Source organism: Nitrosomonas sp. Nm166 (genome assembly GCF_900112825.1).
GTDB lineage: Bacteria > Pseudomonadota > Gammaproteobacteria > Burkholderiales > Nitrosomonadaceae > Nitrosomonas.
Genome location: NZ_FONE01000033.1, coordinates 1 through 18,707 on the forward strand (window position 1 = coordinate 1; position 18,707 = coordinate 18,707).

The window sequence follows — 18,707 nt, forward strand, 5'->3', positions numbered from 1 at the left end:
ACCGCCTTGATCAGACGCTTCCTGAGATCATTCGATAAGGGTTTTGGCATATGTCACCTCCTCATAGCAAGATCATCAACTATATCTCATCCTTTGAGAATCCTTATCGACTCTATTTAAGTGCAGAATGCTCTAGCCGCTTTGGGCGCTGCAGTGGGATCAGCTTCATTGATTCGACCAGGATCAGTGTATGTCACAATCGCCGCATCTGGTCACATCAAGTGACGGCAGCATTTGCTGCCTGGGGAAAGACGAGCGTGGATTGGTTTTATGGGTTCAAGTTGCACCTGGTCATCAATGACCAGGGGGAGTTACTGAGCGTGAAAATAACGGCAGGTAATGTCGATGATCGTGACCCGGTGCCAGAGCTGGCACGTTCCTTATTTGGGAAACTCCTTGGTGATCGGGGATACATCTCTCAAACGCTCCTTGAGCAATTGTGGGAACAGGGCGTGCAGCTCGTCACCAGGGTGCGCAGGAACATGAAAAACAGGTTGTTGCCGCTATTTGACAAACTCTTGTTGCGTAAACGCTCGATCATTGAGGCTGTCAACGATCAACTGAAAAACATCTCGCAAATTGAGCATTCTCGTCATCGTAGCCCATTTAACTTCTTTGTTAATCTGGTAGCCGGGCTGGTAGCTTACACATTCCGCGAGAAGAAACCCTCCCTTAATATCAGATCCTTACAAGCTCTTCCAGTCGTACTGATGTGATCCTTATGTCGAACTCACGTTAGACGTTAGCCTAGTAACCCCTTAGGCTTTTTTTATGCGTGCTGAGTTAGCGTTACAGGCTGAGCCATTGATTGCGACTAAGGCTAAGGAAAGGCAAAGCTGCGGCCAAGGTGGCGTTTTGCTTTCGGCAAATTTGCCAGAAGCAAATACACCCATAGATACCCGTGACGAACTATCCGCAATGTCTGGCGTATCAGCCAAGAACATATCCAAAGTAAACCATTAATGGTGACAAATTGGTGACATGAAGCCAAAAATTAAAAAGCGCCTAGAGATTTTTGTCTCTAGGCGCTTGATTTATTTGGTGGCCAAGGGCGGAATCGAACCACCGACACAAGGATTTTCAGTCCTCTGCTCTACCGACTGAGCTACTTGGCCATTGCTAGACAATAAAATTCACTTATTGAAAGTAATAAGATTATTTAATGAAATGGCGCGCCCGGCAGGATTCGAACCCACGACCCCTTGGTTCGTAGCCAAGTACTCTATCCAACTGAGCTACGGGCGCTAATTACAGCCTATTTACTTCCAGCTTGTTTAGTCAACCGAGAGATTATATCAGATTGAAGCAGCTACGGGGCTCGAACTTATGCTTTTATTACTTTATTCGGTGCTTTCAAATTGTAATCGGCTAAGGCGATTGTTTCGTTTAAATAATCACAATTTCTTTTTGCGGAGCGATAATCTACGGTAGAGTTGTTACAACAGATCGAGCAACAACATCCCGCCACTGCCCGTATTTACGTCATCTGCGATAATGCCCGTTATTATCGCTCACAGGTCGTCACTGAATACTTGTCAAATTCAAAAATCGAAATTGATCTTCCTGTCGCCCTATGCGCCCAATCTGAATCTGATTGAGCGCTACTGGCGATTCTTCAAAAAAGAAATTCTGTATGGCAAGTACTATGAAGCCTTTGCCTTGTTCAAGCGAGCCTGCGATGATTTTTTTGCTGCTTCAGAGCGTTATAAGGAAGCACTACGTTTCTTGTTGACCGATAATTTTCAGATTATCGATTGCGCTTGAGTGCCGAAATTGGAAGTGCAGTGAGTATATCCGAATGAATCAGTGTTTCCTTAATATTCCATGACAATTAATTTTATGTCTTAACAGAATAATCGCTCAGATTAGAGATCTTCTCATTAGACTGTGCTTGTAGAAGCGATTGTAATAATTGAGAAGTTTCATTAATGCTGTCATTAAGATTAAATTTCTTTATGACCCGATTTCGGGCGGCATTTCCCATAGAGATACGCATCGGTTCGTTCAAGATCAAAGTAATGATGTTATCGGCCATTTTATCAAGATCGCCAACATGATTAAGAAACCCTGTACATCCGACTTCGACAATATCAATGACTCCTCCCACATTGGTTGCTACGATGGGTAAACCGGACGACATCGCTTCTATGATTGCCAATGGCATTCCTTCTGTATAAGAGGTTGACACTACCAGATCAAGCGAGGAGTGAATGGCCGGCACATCGCTTTGTAAACCTAATAGATGAATATTCGCATTTAATTCTAGATTAGTTATTTCATTTTCCAGTTTTTTACGCATCGGTCCTTCACCTACCATTACAAAATGGCAATCGGGAATTCTTTTCAGAACATAATTAGCCACATTTATAAATACCTCTGGGCCTTTTTCCGGCGATAGCCTTCCAATATAGCCAATAAGTGGATGATGGGAAGGAACGTTAAGCTTGGAGTGGACATAATCGGTTTTGCCAGTGGGATGAAATATTTCTGTATCCACTCCATTTGCAATAAAACTCAACTTGGCAGGAGCAATTCCCAAATTCAGCGCATAAAAATAAGCTGTTTTTGCTACTACATGAAGATGAGTATTCATCAATTTTTGGACTTCTAAATCACGTATACCAATATAACGGCTGTGTATGCTGGCTAATGCAGGGATATGGGTTAATTGACTCAGAATGCCTGCAAGTGTATGGGCATTCGGAAGATGTGCATGGATGACATCGATATTTGCAATATGAATAATACCCATGCCTAACTGTATAGATTGCCAATCTGGATCTTCAGTAATAGGAGTGATGTGCACAGAGCAGCCTATATTGCGCAATTGCGATGTCAAACTACTTTCGGATACACATAAGCACGTGATATTAAACTTTTCACGTGGCAGACGCTCCAGTAATCTCAGCACATATGTTTCCATACCGCCTACTATGGAAGCGCCAATAATCTCAAGTAAATTAATAGAAGACTTTCGTTTTTTATTCATTTAATGAATGTTTAACCAGTTGGCTGCAGTTCCACCCATGATTTTTTCCTGATCATGCTTATCAATCTTTAATTGTTCCAATAAATCCAAAACCTCCCTAATTCGATTTTTAATTAAATATTCATCACATGGCAAAAAAACATCGCTACCGAATTGCAGTAATTCAGGTGTAAGTACAGAAATTGCTTTTTTGAGAACTTCAAGTCGATAAATTGGAGGAGCTCCAAAAGAAATGTCGAAACGAAACTGACATTTATCAGGTGAAACTCCATTGATAAGATCAATCAGTCCCACAGCATTTGCCTCATCCGTCCAGGGCCATCCTAGATGAGCTAAGGTAACACGTAAGTCGGGATAGTCACGGATTGCCTCATAAAATGCAGGGCGACAAAAACGGCCTGATTTTCCATCAATAAAAATACCGCTGTGAAATAAAATGGGTATTTTTAAAATCGATGCAGCTTCATACACCCTGTGTGCGCAATCGTCATATGGATACCATCCGGTTGGAACCATCTTAAGTCCTCGCAAACCCAGCTCATGAGCAAAATGTAAGTCTTCGGATGCTTGAGGCAGAGAGGGATTAATCACTGCAAAGCCAATTAATCGATCAGTGTGATTGGCAATCAGATTCGCTAAATACTGATTGGCTGCTCGTAAGGAATCAGCTTTTTGTAATGAATAATTACCCGTCAAAAAGGGCGCTAATAAAATAGCTTTATCGACATCAGCGCCATCTAATGCAGTTAAAATATCATTTGCCTTTTCATTGCCTGTACAATGAATATGCGCGTCAATAATCATCGTTTGTATTATTTAGCTTTAGTTTTAACTGATAGGCTTTTCCCTTCTTGCATTTTGATGGCATCTGCAGCTTTTTTTCCAGCTATAAAAGCATGGTCGGAGTTATAGTATTCCCACTCACTGTAGCGGCCAGCTAGGATAATACCCCGGTTAGAAAGCCAATCTCTGATGAGTTTTATGTTATTAGCTCTCTCGTGGTCATAGATCACATATGCGTAAGGCATATCTACCAGATTCGCTGTTATCAAAGTATCTTCTGGTTTGAGCAAGCCTACTTTAATACAGTCGCTCATACATCGATCAATCAGTTCCTGTTTATCGCATGGAAGGGGATGGGATTGTGAGTAGGATATCTCACACGTCAACCCCAATCCTCCTGGCGGATTACAGTGAGGGCTCGCGTTTCCTTGCACAAAAATACGATGAAATATCGTATCCTCGGGATAATATATCCAATGTTTTTCCGTAATATTCTCACGTCCTACCCCTAGATTGACACAGCGTATTGAAACATAGCGCAAAGCGGCGGCGGCTTTTCTGATCTGAGGCGGTGCTTTATTACCCATACAACGGATTAATTCCGGCAATGGCATGGTGCTGATCATATTTTTATATTCGATACGTCGTCCATCACTAAGCGTTATCCGGTAATCATCGGGTGAGATGGATTCGACAGCAGCATCCACTGCAACGGTGCCCTTGATATGAGGAAGAAAACCTGAAACGAGCGCTTGAAATCCCCCCCGCAAAGGATAACCGAAACGAGCATTAGGCCCCATGGGCTTAGCGACCGGCGCAAGTGCTCCTTCGATGATTTCTTCTAAATCCGGTAGAGGCACACGGCCACCCAACCATGAAGTTTCCATTTCCGTTAATGGGATTTTCCAGAGCTTAGTGTTGTAGGGAATAGCAAAGTGCTTGGCGATACCTGCACCCCATATTCTGTAAATAAAATCTTCGAAGTTTTCTGAATTGTTTTTTCCGGATTTATCTTTTTGCAAGGATGATTTATTTGAGAAAGATACAATGCCGTCAGCACAGCAGTCCTCGGACTCATTAGTTCCCTCACTGGAAGAGCAATTTCTTTTCGAAATGCCATAATGTGATTCGAATGCGCCAATAATGCATTCTTTAATTACATCAGCCGGTAAGCCGTACAATGCACCCTGAAAAGGATAACGAGTATGGACACCTTTACTGAATATCCAGGCTTCTCGGTTTTGCCAATGTACATTATCACCTAACAAAATTTTATAAAGCTCCTGCACATAAGGATCATTTGAAAACATGATATGTCCGGCATAGTCAAAAACAAAACCCTTATCATGGATAGAGCGGCACCATCCTCCAACGGTTGGGTTCTTATCCAGCAGCAAGGTTTCTTTATCCAGATGATATGCGGCGCTAAGACCCGTGGGACCGGCACCAATGACAACATTTTTCCACGGCTCAATTTCAAATAGCTTAGTCACATTCTTGGGCTGCTTATCATTTTGAGCAGTTGAAGGTTTGGAATAATGTGATTCATTTTTTGCGGCTACTTCAGACTGGATTAATCCGAACATTTTTTCCGCTGTTTTATTCCACGAAGTTGTTAATAAAATTTCTTTCATTTTGGCAACTTTTTCCCTGAATTCGCCGCGTGGTTGAGTTAATGCAGTTTCACATGCAGTAATAAAGGCGGAAATAGAAGTTGCAATGGAAACTACGTCGCCATAGAGTTCTGAGATATCACTAATTGCCGTACTAACAATGGGCAATTCCGCTGCCATATATTCCAACGTCTTGGTAGGGCTAATAAATCGGGTAGATTCATTAAGTGCAAAGGGTAATAAACAGACATCCCAGCCTGCTAAAAGATGAGGTAAAGCTTGATAAGGTTGTTGTCCTAAGTAATGAATATTTGGCCGACGCGGTAGAATAGCTGGGTCGATTTTGACTATCGGGCCCACCACGATAATCTGCCATTCAGGATGTGTTTCAGCCACCCAAGCAATGAGCTCTACATCTATGCGTTCATCAATTACGCCATAATAGCCAAGCCGTGGAGTAGGTATGAGCTTATGCGCCGGATGCATATTATTACGATCACGGGCTTGCTCGAAATGTACAGTATCTACACTGCTAGGAAAACAATATACTTTTGGATGACGCTCCTGTTTAGCTCGAAAAAGGCTTGGTCCTCCCGTGAAAACCAGATCGGCAGTATTCAGTAAAGCGCTTTCTCTCTGAATCATCTGCTTAGGTGAATTCTTGAAAGCAGATAACTCATCCATACAGTCATATATCACCAACGCTGGATCTAATTCTGCCAATAACGGTAATGCCATAGGCGTATAAAACCATGCGATAGGCGGCTCATCCATTGCTGGCTGAGTTATCAATTCTTTTAATAGCGCTCTTAAAGCGGGTAATTGCTCATCGTCAAAACCGGGTGCTGGATTTGATGTATAAGGTTTCTGCACAGTGACACCTGGGGCAGGATGTGAGCTTTCCCAGAAATTTCCGCGATCGGAGAAAACCGGTTCTTCTATAAAAATGATGTTGTAGTGCTCTGCCAATCGAGTCAAAAGATGTTGTGGCCGTTGATAAACAAATTCCCAGCGGAGATGAGAAAAGACAATTAGAGTAGTCATAGGAGGGCCTTTGAAGTGAGTGGAGCGGTTAGGATATTGATGTAGAAAAAAATTTCTGGTTAAGCGTTGGGCGTCTAGTAAACCGGTAGCATAAGTTTGTGAAAGGATGCGTTTATAGGGTTTTTCTTTCTCCTCTTCCTCGATATTTATTTCCCATAATCCGCTTTTATGCCATTTTGAGAGATCATCCCAGTCCGGTCGATCAATGATGGGATATAGGCAAACCCCAAGTAAATGAACATCTTGCTGCTGTGCCATCACAGCTTGTTGCGCTATTTCTTTTATCCATGCGCCTCTACCGCTTCCTACGTGACTGGTTTCTGCCAACAGTAAAGGACGTTGGTAACGCTGATAAACCTCTTTCAAAAGTTTATGCAATGGAAGACGTAAGGGGTGTCCTAAATGCCACCACAGTTGATCCCCATCTATTTCCCATTGATTGCTGTGGTAATAATTAACACCGATTAAGTCTAGAAAATGAGGGGCACCACCCAATTGAGGCTCCTTAATGCCGCACAACATGTCCCAAGCATCAAATTGCGATTGCCGTTTACCTAACGCGTGGTCGGTTAGAAAAGGCCGGTCAACTGGAGCAACAATATGTATGATTGGATCACAATGTAAGACTCGAGCAGTGGGGTCAACCTGCCAGATTGCTTCACAGCCTTTTAACGCAGCGCGAACGAATTGATGCTTTAATTCGTCACCCGTGCGGTTTCCCATGCCGAGGCATGGGAAACAATTATGACTAATTGCCCAGCTTAAAAAGGAAATTTCATTGATGGGTGAATAAACAGCAGGGATATCCGAAAAGGATTTAAGATATTGGGTGGTACGTTCACAATAACGCGCAAAGCGATCAACGAATGCTGAGGAAAACACATCAATATCATTGGGCCAACCATAATGACAAAGTGTCCAGATAACCTGTAGACCTAACTCATTGGCAGCTCGTGCCCTTGATTCTATTATGGAGAAATCAAAAAGATCATTTTTCTCAACTAAACGCCATCCAACGCTTTCTCGTACGGTTTTAATTCCAAATTCTCTTAATAATGAATAATCATCGCGCGCATAAAGGCTGTGTCGGGTCAATTCATTCATGGATAGTGAATAATTGTCGTTATTGACGTGATCTGCTCCCTCAAATCCCCCTTGCCAATAAGATTGAAATATTTTCTCTGAGCGACTAGCCATACATGAACGATTCCTATGGAAGAAGGACTACCTTGCGGCAATCTTCTTCTTTTTTATCAAAAATTTTGTAACCCGTTGCGGCTTCTGAAAGAGGAAGATGGTGGCTGATGATCTCGTTGGGGTGTAATTTTCCGGCTTCTATGTATCCCAGCAGTTCGGGTAAGAAGCGCTGCACATGAGTTTGGCCCATTTTGAATGTCAATCCCTTTTCAAAGGCATCACCAAACAAGAATCCGTGTATAAAACCCGCATAAACGCCTGGTACGCTCACGGTGCCTCCCCGGCGTACGGCCGCAATACATTGGCGTAACGCTTGGCCGCTGCTTCCTTCAATTTTTAAATTGGTCATGACGGTTTCCAACGTGCTTCCCTTGGCTTCAAACCCCACCGCATCAATTACCGCATCAACACCTCTAAAGCTGGTGTTTTCAATAATGACCTCGGCAGGATCTACCTCATCAAAATTGATGGGATAGACTTCATAGGTATTGCGCGCAAACTCGAGTCGATAAGGATGGTGATCAACCATGAAAATTTTTTCAGCTCCGCGTAAACGGGCGCAAGCGGCTGTCATCAAGCCAACGGGACCAGCGCCGAAAATGGCAATGCTTGATCCCGGCCCAACGTCTGCGTTTACAATGGCTTGATATCCCGTCGGTAAAATATCGCTTAAGAACAGCACTTGTTCGTCGGCGAGTGTGTCCGGAATTTTAATGGGCCCCACGTTGGCTTTGGGTACGCGAACATATTCTGCTTGCCCACCTGGGATCCCTCCATAAAGATGACTAAACCCAAAAAGAGCAGCCATTGAGTGTATGCTTTTTTTATTTAAAATTGCTCCCCGATCGGGATTTGTGGTCTCGCATGCCGAAAATAGTTGCTTTTCACAAAAAAAACACTGGCCACAAGCAATGACGAAGGGAACGACTACCCGATCTCCTTTTTTCAAATGGGTAACTTCAGGTCCTGCCTCAATCACCCTTCCCATAAATTCATGACCAAAAATATCCCCGTCTTTGACTTCGGGAATTTTGCCCCGGTATAAATGCAAATCAGAGCCGCAAATGGCAGTGGCCGTAATTTTTAAGATGACATCATCCGGCTCCTGGAGTATCGGATCAGGTACTCTTTCCACACGGACATCATGACTTCCATGGTAGGTAAGCGCGAGCATTATGATTTCTCCTTAACAAGAATTTCTTTGATTATTCAGAAACTCACAAGCTTGGTAGAAATTCTTTTTTTGCTAAATAAATGTAATCAGATCAAGGAAACAAGTTGTTATTTCAATGAGAAATTTTCATTCTTGCTTTTCCTAAATTACATAGGGGTAGTAAATGTATGTGTACATTTGATTTTGAATGAGTGAGATGATGCTTAATCTTGGCAGTGTAGTCAGTTAGATATCCCACATTTAGAAAATGTAAAAAACTTCTTAGGCAGTGTCATTACAAGATATTAGCCCAGAGAGCGATGCAACTGATTTGAATAGCTGCGATGAAGAGTGCTGAGGTTTTACATAGCGCGTACCTATGCCGCGCCTTCGTTCCACCTACGACTAAGGACGTGAGATGAGCAAATATGCACAATTCACTGAGCGAACCTGTCATGGCTGTTTATTTCTGTGATCCACATAACCCATGGCAGCAGGGATTGATTGAGAACACCGGAGATTGTTGCGCTAGTATTTGCCCAAGGGGACAGGCTTGTCTGCTATATGCAAGAACAACTTGATACTATTGCATTGAGCTTGAATACGCGCCCGAGAAAGTTGCTTCGGTTCCGAATCCGCTAAATTTCCTACTAAGCATTAACTGTTCCCGTTAGTTGAATCCGGAAATCCACCCCTGCTTTTGACTTCCCTGTATTTATTGTCTATACGTTTCTAAGCGATTACTTAAATAAAAATAAGTAAATTGCTTATTTACTTATCAAATTGTCAGACTTATTGTGAGAACAAGGTAACGATCTGAGGGGATTTTTGGATAAACCAGCAAATCAGTAGAACTTAGAGCTTTCCAAAATCGCTACTGAACACCAACTGTTGCAGTTAATTCTTGAATTCGCCAGGTATTATTAATTGATGCCAGACGATCCTATATGAGCAGGGGGTCAAGGAGTTGAATATTAGTATGCCGTCTAGGAATTATGAATCAGATGAGATGATGGATTGGCATATTTCATATAACCAACCATTATTAGTTATTTGAACAATAATATCGATGAGGTAAACGTCATGGAACTAGAAATGGAATCACAAAATACGCACAAGAATGCTTCAAAGAGTATCGAATGTCCAAGTTCTCCTGTACCAGATGACTTTGAGTTACCTTCCAAGCCTGCCGATGATTACTATAAAAAAATACCACAAGAGCAATTAGATCTGATAGGCGGGATAAGAACGAAAGATTTAAATGCTGCAAGTGAGAAGCGAGAGGATGAGACTGAAACGGCGAAAAATGCTTATCAAACAGCCCAAGATGCCTATGAAAAAGCAGTAAGAGAAAAAGATAGCGCTATAAAAGGTTTAGAAACAAAAAGTAAAAACAAGAAGACAGAGTTGCTGCGCGTATACAAAGAAAACTTGGTTAAATTATTACCAAAAGGCTGCGCTATAACAGGCAAAGATAACCTTCCCCTAGCAGAAAGAGTCCCGCCAGATAAATTAGCGCTTCATATTGCAGAGCTAAAGAAATCGCTAGCAGACGAAGATCTAGATTACACAAAAAAATTAAAAGAAATTAAAGTTAAGTTAGCAGAGGCAGAAAATTTATGGGCAAAAGCAAGGATTGATTATGAATCAGCTGATTGTGAAATAAAATTCACTGAAGCGCAAGCAATTAAACAGGCTGATGTAGTATGGCAGACCAGTTTGAGTAAATTAGTGGAACAGTACAAGTAAATTGTCGTGTATGTATACGAAAGCTGTATTGATGGAACAGTTCTATAGGAGAGGAGGCAAAAAGTAGGAAAAGTTAAAGATTAAGTAGGCGAATAAAGTAAATAGATGCAAATTCGCCTATCCACTGGTTTATCAAATCTGATCAAGTTGATGAAAATCGCCGAGACTGCAACTCGGCAAAGAAAAAGGAGATGCAAAATGCCAGTCGCAGTGAGTTATCCAGGTGTTTATATTGAAGAGATTTCCAGTGGAGTGCGGACAATTACTGGCGTTGCTACGTCAATTGGACTTTTCATTGGCTGGGCGCCCAAGGGAGCGACCGATCGCGCAGTACGTATAACTAACTTCCCTGACTACGAGCGTGAATTTGGCGGACTCGATACGCGTTCGTTGCTTGGCTACTCGGTACGTCATTTCTTTGAGAATGGTGGTTCGGATACCTACATTATCCGACTAGTTGGTGCAGGTAATCAGATCGCATCGGTCGCAATCAACGGTAATCTTACAGTATCTGCCTCCTCGCCAGGCGAGTGGGCTAATAAACTGCGTATCCGCACGACACAGCGCGCCGACGATCCATTACGTTTCCGGATTGATATCATTAATGAGAATAATGCGGTACTTGAGTCGTTTGCGAATTTATCGATGGATGAAAAAGAGGCACGTTTTCCTCCTAATGTCATAAACGGACGCTCACGATTGATCAGTGTCACTGCTACCAATGCAGCAACGGCGCCTGGGGACGGCATAGTCGACCTCAAAGGCACGACTGCTGGTGCGGATGGTACAGTGCTTGCGCCTACAGGCCCCAACGCAGCAGCCTTCAATACTGCTGTACTTAAATGTTTTGATATCGGCTCACTGACTGATCGCATTGATATCTTTAACATTGTCTGCGTGCCTGGTTTAACCGATGCTTCTACATTGTCGAGCCTGCAAGGCTACTGCCGTGAGCAGCGTGCCTTCCTGATTGTGGACAGTCCTGAGGGTGAGACAGTAGCAAACATGCAAGCTAATGGTACCGCCAACATTACCGGCGACAATGCTACCAATGCTGCAATTTATTATCCATGGGTACGTTGGGCTGATCCAATGCAGGCCGGAGCTGTACGAGCATTCCCGCCATGTGGCTTCATAGCAGGTGTTTACGCGCGAACCGATGCTACGCGTGGTGTCTGGAAGGCTCCTGCGGGTAGTGAGGCCAGTCTCAATGGCGCAATTGGTCTTGAATTAGCAATGAGCGATAAAGAAAATGGTCAACTCAATCCGTTGGGTATTAATTGCCTGCGTGTACTGCCAGTGTATGGCAATGTAGTTTGGGGCTCACGTACGCTGCATGGCCAGAATGATCGTGGTTCAGAATCGAAATACGTACCAATACGGCGCGTGACGCTTTTCATCGAAGAGAGTCTTTATAGAGGCACTCAATGGGTTGTTTTTGAACCCAACGATGAACCGTTGTGGGCGCAGATCCGCCTCAATATAGGTGCCTTTATGAATAGTTTATTTCGGCAAGGGGCATTCCAGGGTCGATCACCGCGTGAGGCCTATTTTGTCAAGTGTGACAAGGAAACAACGACACAGGACGACATTAACAAAGGCATTGTCAACATTCTAGTGGGCTTTGCCCCGCTCAAACCTGCCGAGTTTGTCATTATCCAGATTCAACAGATAGCTGGCGAAATCCCAACTTAAGGAGTCACGAAAATGGCACAGTTTAGCGTTAATGCACAACGATTCGATCCCTATAAGAATTTCAAATTCCGTGTGAAATGGGATGGTAAGTATGTTGCTGGTATAAGCAAGGTTGGTGCGCTCAAACGATCAACAGAGGTTGTGGAGCACCGGGAAGGCGGTGATCCATCGAGTAGCAGAAAATCGCCAGGGCGAACCAAATATGAGGCGATTACCTTGGAGCGTGGCGTCACGCATGACACCGAATTTGAGAAGTGGGCCAATAAAGTCTGGAATTATGGTTCAGGCTTGGGTGCAGAGGTTTCACTCAAGGATTTTCGTAAGGATCTCATCATTGAAATGTACAATGAAGCTGGGCAACTAGCGATCGCTTATAAAGTGTATCGCTGTTGGGTATCTGAGTATCAGGCACAGCCAGATCTCGATGCGAATGCGAATGCAGTCGCTATTCAGACCATCAAGCTTGAGAACGAAGGTTGGGAGCGCGATTATGAGGTTGCTGAACCCGCAGAGGAGAGCTTTACTGAACCGCAGTAATCTGCGGCTAAAGTAAAGTGAATCATCATGCATAACCTATCGGCCACCGAACTCTTGACAATTTGGGAGCATACACTGAATCAATCCCCTGTCCATAGGGCATTGGGATTGCTCACAGTTGCTTTCCCAGAGTACACGCCTGAGCAATTGGCTCGCCTGAGTATTGGTCAGCGGGACACGCTTCTGCTGAATCTACGCGAGCGCTTGTTTGGTTCGCGGCTAGACAGCACGATAGCTTGTCCACAATGCCAGCAGCAGATTGAATTGGCTTTCAGCACTTCTGATATACGGGTTGAGCCAACTCCGTCTGGTGTTAATGATTCGGCGGCTACCGCGATGTCGCTGACGCTGGAAGGTTACAAGGTTAATTTCCGCCTGCCGAATAGCATTGATTTAGTATCGATAGAAACTTGCACTCCTGCTGATCATGCACATGAGCAATTGCTGCACCAGTGCATTCAATCCGTCACCCGGCTAACAGAGGATAATGACCAGGAGGAAACCTCAAATGATGTCCGCCAGTTGCCCGCCTCGCTGATTGATGCCATAGCCGAGCGCATGGCTGAGGCAGATCCACAGGCGAATACGCAGCTAGCATTAACCTGCCCGGATTGCAGTCATGTATGGAATGCTACGTTTGACATCGTGACCTATTTGATGGATGAAATCCATCGCTTGGCCAAGCATATACTGCAAGAAATTCACAATTTGGCTCGTGCTTATGGGTGGCGCGAGGCTGACATCCTGGAAATGACTTCTATACGACGCCGGGCTTACCTTGAATTACTGGGATTGGGCTAATTGAAGGAGAATGGACAGTGCAAAATTATCTCAACCAGCTCGCATTAAGAATTCAGCAACCGGAGCTCGGCGTACAACCGCGTCCGTTATCCCGATTCGAGTCGCCGCACTATTCAATCTTTGAATCTTCCGAACCCTCCGAGTCTTTCGTGCCAATGACAGCGGAAGCATCTGGTGAGCCAGAATCGCTATCTGATCAGTTTATTTCTGCCAGAGTCAGCGCAGACAAGTCCCCACAGCTGACTGAGAGTAGGGGCCTTAATAAATCCCAAACTGTAGATTCCATGACCGAGACTTCGTCTGCAACGGAATCACACCAGCCATATTCATGGAAAGAAGTCGACCAAATAACTATCGGTGAGCAACCAATGGCACAAAATGGTCGAACCCCACGAGCTGCAGAAGAGCCAATTAAACCTGTTGTGCAAGTAGAAAAGCCTGAAGAAATAAAAACCTCTTCCCTATATAAACCCTCATCAGAACGAAGAGAACTCTCTGAGCCAACCGAGCGTGCTATACAGGGAGAACGAGAACAGATGACGCCAAGTGCAGAAATCAAAAAACCGCTCGATACATCAAGCGTGGTTACGGCCGACTTATCAGCGCGCCAGCAATTTGCGGAAAAGAAAGCATCTTGCGTCCAAATTGAAAAAGAACACATACGACCTCTTCTAAACATAGAAAATCCAGAGCAAAAGAAAGCCTCAAATTCAGCGCATACTGTCTCGTCTCGTGGAGAAATGCTGGGAGGTGCTGAGTCTTCCGAAGTGCAGCCATTGTTTGAACGAAGATCGGACTTAATGCCGAAATCTAATTTCTCTTCCGCGCAAAGGAGAGAAATTTTTAAATTATTTGCTGAATCTACTGCTCTACAGCATGCAACGGAGCAATCGGCCGATGAAACACTGCCTACTATTCAGGTCACTATTGGGCGCATCGAAGTGCGTGCCACTGTAGCAGCAACACCAGCACGAAAGACTCCCGCTAAATCATCGGCAATGAGTCTGGATGACTACTTAAAGCAACGTCAAAGTGGGGTGCGATCATGAGCAGCCCGGATGCACTGGCGACCGTTACTGCAACCTTGCGCCATTTACTGTCTGGTGCGGCAGCAACAGTGAGCACTAAACCGCCCAGCATCGCTCGCCAGGGAGAAAACGGCGAGCAAATCAACATCTTTCTCTACAGCACACATTACAATTCAGCGTTTAGCAATTTTCCGATGCCCGGTGAGGCAAGAAGCGGAGAAAATGCTTATCCTCCTTTGCCCTTGGTGCTGAAATATTTGATTACGGCCTATGGCGCAAATGATGATGATATTTCAGGCCAGCAGCTTATGGGACGGGCGATGAGTATACTGCACGATCGCCCCTTGCTAGGCAGAGTGGATATTGAAGGCATCACTCCGGATTCTGGTCTGCATCGACAAATTGAGCGAGTTCGTATCACACCTGATACTTTGAGTCTGGATGATATGTCCAAGCTCTGGAGCAGTTTTCAATCGGCGGAATACCGGCTCTCCACTGGCTACCAAGTCTCTGTGGTGCTCATTGAGAGCACGCGAATAAAAAGCGCGCCATTACCAGTATTAAAACGCGGCGAGCAAGACCAGGGTACCGATGTGACTGCTGCACCGTCACCCTCCATTTCAGGCTTACGCTTTCCAAACCAAAAACCAGCCGCTGAATTTGGCGATTTGATTACTATCCTGGGAGAAAATCTGGCTGGCGATAACATCGTCATCCGTTTTCAGCACCTGCTTCTGGTCCATTCGATGGATCCATCAATTCCAAAACCGATTGATCTTCTTCCAGAATCGGGCAGAACCGATACTGAGATAACTGTCAAGCTGCCGGATCAAGCAGATGATGCGCCTGTAGGATCGAAATGGCCGGCAGGATTTTATTCGGTTTCGCTACTGATAAAGCGTCCTAATATGCCTGCCTGGACAAGCAATGCGTTATCCATGCCTTTGTCCCCAAAAATAAAATTGGTCGATCCTGATCCTCCTTCCGCACCTGCGGGTAATGTCGAATTAACCATCGAATGCTTGCCACAGATTCTGCCCGATCAACGCGTTTTGTTGTTGTTTGGTGACCGGACCATCAAACCAGATGCTGTCAGCACACCCGCCAATCCCTCTGCAGCCAGCACACTAACTTTTACAGTCGAAAAGGCAAAAGCCAGAGCTATTCCCTATGTAGTGCGTTTGCGCATAGACGGTGTTGATAGCATTCCGGTAGATTTTTCCGGTGATACACCGCAATTCGCCGATAACCAACAGGTGAACATCACATGAGCGACCAAGAGAACTGGAATGAAATCAACCGCAAGCATCTGGCAACAATGATTGTCTGGATTCGCCTGCAGTTGCAGCGACTTATTCCAGTTGCCAAACCGCCATCAGTAAAGCAAGAAGAGCCGAAAATGCTGAGCAACTGTTTCCGGTCTAATCGATCTGGTAAAAAAGAAGAAAAGAAAATGCTTACCCCACCAGTGGCTGCTTCAATTGACGAAGCCATAGCGCGTGCGCGGCAAAAAATGCTTGAACTGGAAAAAAATAATCCGCCACCGGCACTCAGTCTACTGGCCAGTAATCTGGGATTATCAGAATTTGACCGTAATGTATTGGCTTTGTGTGCTGCAGCAGCGCTGGACACGAGAATTATCAGTCTTTGTGCCAAAGTGCCAGAAAATTTAAACAAGCCTTATCCAACGTTTGCACTGACTTTTACTCTGTTCGATAATCCAGATTGGGGTACCTTGTCGCCATATGGTCCGTTGCGTCATTGGCGTTTATTGGAGATTAATCAGCCAGGCGCGCAACCACTGACAAGCGCCACATTGGCTATCGATGAGCGCATTGTCAATTATCTCAAGGGATTAAATTATCTGGATGATCGCTTAGCACCCTTGATTGATCCGATGAACATTCAGATTCCTGAAGGTAGATTGCCGCCTTCTCAGCAACAAATTGTCGACAATATCATTGTAAACATAAAGTTCTCAAATAGTTTGGGACAGATACCGGTGATTGAGTTGCTTGGACATGATTTAGCCAGTAAGCACCAGGTGGCTGGGATAGTCGCTACGGCACTAGGTTTAAATCTTAAAACCATCAGCTTTAGAGTTTTGCCAGATCAAATCGGAGACTTTGAAACCTTTACCCGGCTGTGGCACCGCGAATCGTTATTGATGCCCTTGGCGCTGTATATTGAAGTGGATGGCATGGTAGATGCTGAGAAAACAAAGCTCAAACGTTTTCTTGGGCGCAGTAGCGGTGTAATTTTCCTCGATATTCAGGACGCCAAAAACGAAGTAACTCGTGACCGTCTATCGGTTGAAGTGAACAAGCCAACGTCTGCAGAACAAGAGCAAATTTGGATTAAGGCTCTGAATGGTCAAGCGCTGGACTTGGCGCAACGGATAGCGGAACAATTTTCATTTGATCAAAATGAAATTCTGCATCTGACAAAAATAGCTCTGAGTCAAGCAGCCGGGAACGAATCTGAGCTTAACAAAAATCTGTGGCAGATCTGCCGTGTCGCAGCACGCGAGGGCATGGAACAATTGGCCCAGCGTATCGATGCCAAAGCTGATTGGGAGCAATTGGTGCTTCCTCCAGAACAAAAAGCGCTACTTCAGCAAATCACCGATCAAATTGCTCAACGCAACCGTGTTTACGATACCTGGGGCTTTCGCGAAAAGATGAATCGTGGACTAGGCATCAATGCTCTCTTCGCTGGCGAAAGCGGCACTGGCAAGACCATGGCCGCGGAAGTGATCGCCAATGAACTTCAGCTCGATCTGTTCCGCATCGATCTGTCGCAAGTGGTAAATAAATATATCGGCGAGACGGAAAAAAATCTGCGCAAGTTGTTCGATGCTGCAGAAGACAGCGGGGCCATCCTGTTCTTCGACGAAGCCGATGCCCTGTTTGGCAAACGCAGCGAAGTCAAGGACAGTCACGACCGCTATGCCAATATCGAAATCAATTATCTGCTGCAACGCATGGAATCTTACCGGGGACTGGCAATCCTGGCGACCAATATGAAAAGCGCGCTGGATAAAGCCTTCATGCGGCGCCTGCGCTTTATCGTCGAGTTTCCATTTCCCGGCAGCGAGGAACGCAAGGAAATCTGGCGGAAAATATTTCCATCCAATACCCCAATTGATGAGAATCTGGATCTTCAACGTCTGGCAAAAATGAATCTGACTGGTGGCAACATCCACAACGTAGCGCTGAATGCAGCCTTTCTCGCGGCGCAGCAACCTGACGGCAAGGTGACCATGCCGTTGATTCTGAACGCAGCGCGTACCGAATTTAAAAAACTGGAACGTCCTGCGAAAGAGTCCGATTTTCGCTGGCTGGATAAGACGGAGGCCAAATGAATATTAATCTGCATATCGAGCGGCTGGTTTTGGATGGCATCAATATTGGCCCCGATCAAAAGCATTTGCTGCACAGCATTGTCACAACTGAGCTTACCCGGCTACTTACGGAGGGTGATATTTCGCCTAATTTAGCAAAAGGGGTTGCCATGCCGCGTATTTCCGCCGATAGCATTCAGGTGGCAGGTAATGATCCGGTTCAACTTGGCCAGCAAATCGCACAATCGGTGTACGAAGGAATCAGTCATGAATAAGACAATTGCTGCCCAGGACGGCGTGCCAGGCTATATCCTGTCGCGCACCACCGAAAAGAACCACCGGCCGGTTGCTTTTGTGTTTGCCGGTGACGCCCAAGAGGAAGATGGTGCACAGGTTTTTCTTCGCTCGAATCGTCTGGAGGACAGTGTGAACTATAAGTCAACGCTGGCGGGTTTGGCCTACCCGACCTACTACACCGGACTCTTTTCCGATCTGAGAAAAAAGGTTACTTCAGCGGTGGATAAGGCCCGGAAGGGCGGAAAGGGCATCTGGCCCAAGGATAAAACGACCCAAGGCTTCACGGTTTCAAGCCTCGCATCGGTCACCGATGACGAAGTCTGCTCAAACTGTTCCGCCGCATCATCAACTTCATGGGCGATGGCGGCAGCATCGATGGCTTCAAAGACTATCTTGCTGTTAACCCGGACCCGGTGGTGGAATTGAAGACCGGTCATTTCACCAACCTTGACACCTTTGTTGAGGTCACGGGCAATGA

At 45.0% G+C, this 18,707-nt stretch carries 16 protein-coding genes and 2 tRNA genes; 12 read left to right on the forward strand and 6 right to left on the reverse strand.

Features of this window, described 5'->3' with window-relative positions; translation table 11 throughout:
• The first annotated feature begins 50 nt into the window (after positions 1-50).
• Complete coding sequence (locus BM021_RS10045) at positions 51-716, forward strand: IS982 family transposase (RefSeq protein ID WP_218147846.1); 666 nt, start codon at positions 51-53, stop codon at positions 714-716.
• Positions 717-771: 55 nt separating this feature from the next.
• Complete coding sequence (locus BM021_RS10050) at positions 772-963, forward strand: hypothetical protein (RefSeq protein WP_090720907.1); 192 nt, start codon at positions 772-774, stop codon at positions 961-963.
• 76 nt (positions 964-1,039) lie between these two features.
• Here the strand turns inward: BM021_RS10050 and BM021_RS10055 are convergent.
• Positions 1,040-1,115 (reverse strand) — tRNA-Phe (locus BM021_RS10055).
• Between the two features lie 53 nt (positions 1,116-1,168).
• Positions 1,169-1,245, reverse strand: a tRNA-Arg gene (locus tag BM021_RS10060).
• Between the two features lie 222 nt (positions 1,246-1,467).
• Here BM021_RS10060 and BM021_RS10065 point away from each other — a divergent pair.
• Positions 1,468-1,764, forward strand: coding sequence for a transposase (locus BM021_RS10065; protein ID WP_256207873.1), 297 nt, complete (start codon positions 1,468-1,470; stop codon positions 1,762-1,764).
• A 73-nt stretch (positions 1,765-1,837) separates the two neighbouring features.
• Here the strand turns inward: BM021_RS10065 and BM021_RS10070 are convergent, their stop codons facing one another.
• The 4 genes from BM021_RS10070 to BM021_RS10085 are packed head-to-tail and all read right to left on the reverse strand — an operon-like array spanning position 1,838 to position 8,800.
• Entirely contained in the window at positions 1,838-2,989 is a 1,152-nt protein-coding gene (locus BM021_RS10070; protein ID WP_090720909.1) for a glycosyltransferase family 4 protein, read from the reverse strand.
• Positions 2,990-3,793 (reverse strand): amidohydrolase family protein, encoded by an 804-nt coding sequence (locus BM021_RS10075; RefSeq protein WP_090720910.1) that lies wholly within the window; start codon positions 3,791-3,793, stop codon positions 2,990-2,992.
• An 8-nt stretch (positions 3,794-3,801) separates the two neighbouring features.
• Positions 3,802-7,626 carry an FAD-dependent oxidoreductase gene (locus tag BM021_RS10080; RefSeq protein WP_090720911.1) on the reverse strand — a complete coding sequence of 1,275 codons (3,825 nt, stop codon included), beginning with the start codon at positions 7,624-7,626 and terminating at the stop codon, positions 3,802-3,804.
• 13 nt (positions 7,627-7,639) lie between these two features.
• Complete coding sequence (locus tag BM021_RS10085) at positions 7,640-8,800, reverse strand: zinc-dependent alcohol dehydrogenase (RefSeq protein ID WP_090720912.1); 1,161 nt, start codon at positions 8,798-8,800, stop codon at positions 7,640-7,642.
• A gap of 1,062 nt (positions 8,801-9,862) precedes the next feature.
• Here BM021_RS10085 and BM021_RS10090 point away from each other — a divergent pair.
• From BM021_RS10090 to BM021_RS10130, 9 genes are all read left to right on the forward strand, one after another.
• Positions 9,863-10,528 carry a hypothetical protein gene (locus tag BM021_RS10090; RefSeq protein WP_090720913.1) on the forward strand — a complete coding sequence of 222 codons (666 nt, stop codon included), beginning with the start codon at positions 9,863-9,865 and terminating at the stop codon, positions 10,526-10,528.
• Positions 10,529-10,726: 198 nt separating this feature from the next.
• The gene (locus tag BM021_RS10095) at positions 10,727-12,223 is read left to right on the forward strand and encodes a phage tail sheath family protein (RefSeq protein ID WP_090720914.1); all 1,497 of its coding nucleotides are present in this window, start codon (positions 10,727-10,729) and stop codon (positions 12,221-12,223) included.
• A gap of 12 nt (positions 12,224-12,235) precedes the next feature.
• On the forward strand, positions 12,236-12,760 hold the full coding sequence (locus BM021_RS10100; RefSeq protein WP_090720915.1) for a phage tail protein: 525 nt from the start codon (positions 12,236-12,238) through the stop codon (positions 12,758-12,760).
• A 27-nt stretch (positions 12,761-12,787) separates the two neighbouring features.
• A complete protein-coding gene (locus BM021_RS10105; protein WP_090720916.1) occupies positions 12,788-13,561 on the forward strand; it encodes a T4 family baseplate hub assembly chaperone in 774 nt (257 codons plus the stop codon).
• A 17-nt stretch (positions 13,562-13,578) separates the two neighbouring features.
• Complete coding sequence (locus BM021_RS10110; RefSeq protein ID WP_090720917.1) at positions 13,579-14,610, forward strand: hypothetical protein; 1,032 nt, start codon at positions 13,579-13,581, stop codon at positions 14,608-14,610.
• A complete protein-coding gene (locus BM021_RS10115; RefSeq protein WP_090720918.1) occupies positions 14,607-15,860 on the forward strand; it encodes a Pvc16 family protein in 1,254 nt (417 codons plus the stop codon). Before BM021_RS10110 ends, BM021_RS10115 begins: the two co-directional genes overlap by 4 nt.
• Positions 15,857-17,953 carry an ATP-binding protein gene (locus BM021_RS10120; protein WP_090720919.1) on the forward strand — a complete coding sequence of 699 codons (2,097 nt, stop codon included), beginning with the start codon at positions 15,857-15,859 and terminating at the stop codon, positions 17,951-17,953. Before BM021_RS10115 ends, BM021_RS10120 begins: the two co-directional genes overlap by 4 nt.
• Entirely contained in the window at positions 17,950-18,207 is a 258-nt protein-coding gene (locus BM021_RS10125) for a hypothetical protein (RefSeq protein WP_090720920.1), read from the forward strand. The genes BM021_RS10120 and BM021_RS10125 overlap by 4 nt, the downstream gene beginning before the upstream one ends.
• On the forward strand, positions 18,200-18,655 hold the full coding sequence (locus BM021_RS10130) for a hypothetical protein (RefSeq protein WP_090720921.1): 456 nt from the start codon (positions 18,200-18,202) through the stop codon (positions 18,653-18,655). The genes BM021_RS10125 and BM021_RS10130 overlap by 8 nt, the downstream gene beginning before the upstream one ends.
• Positions 18,656-18,707: the final 52 nt, after the last annotated feature.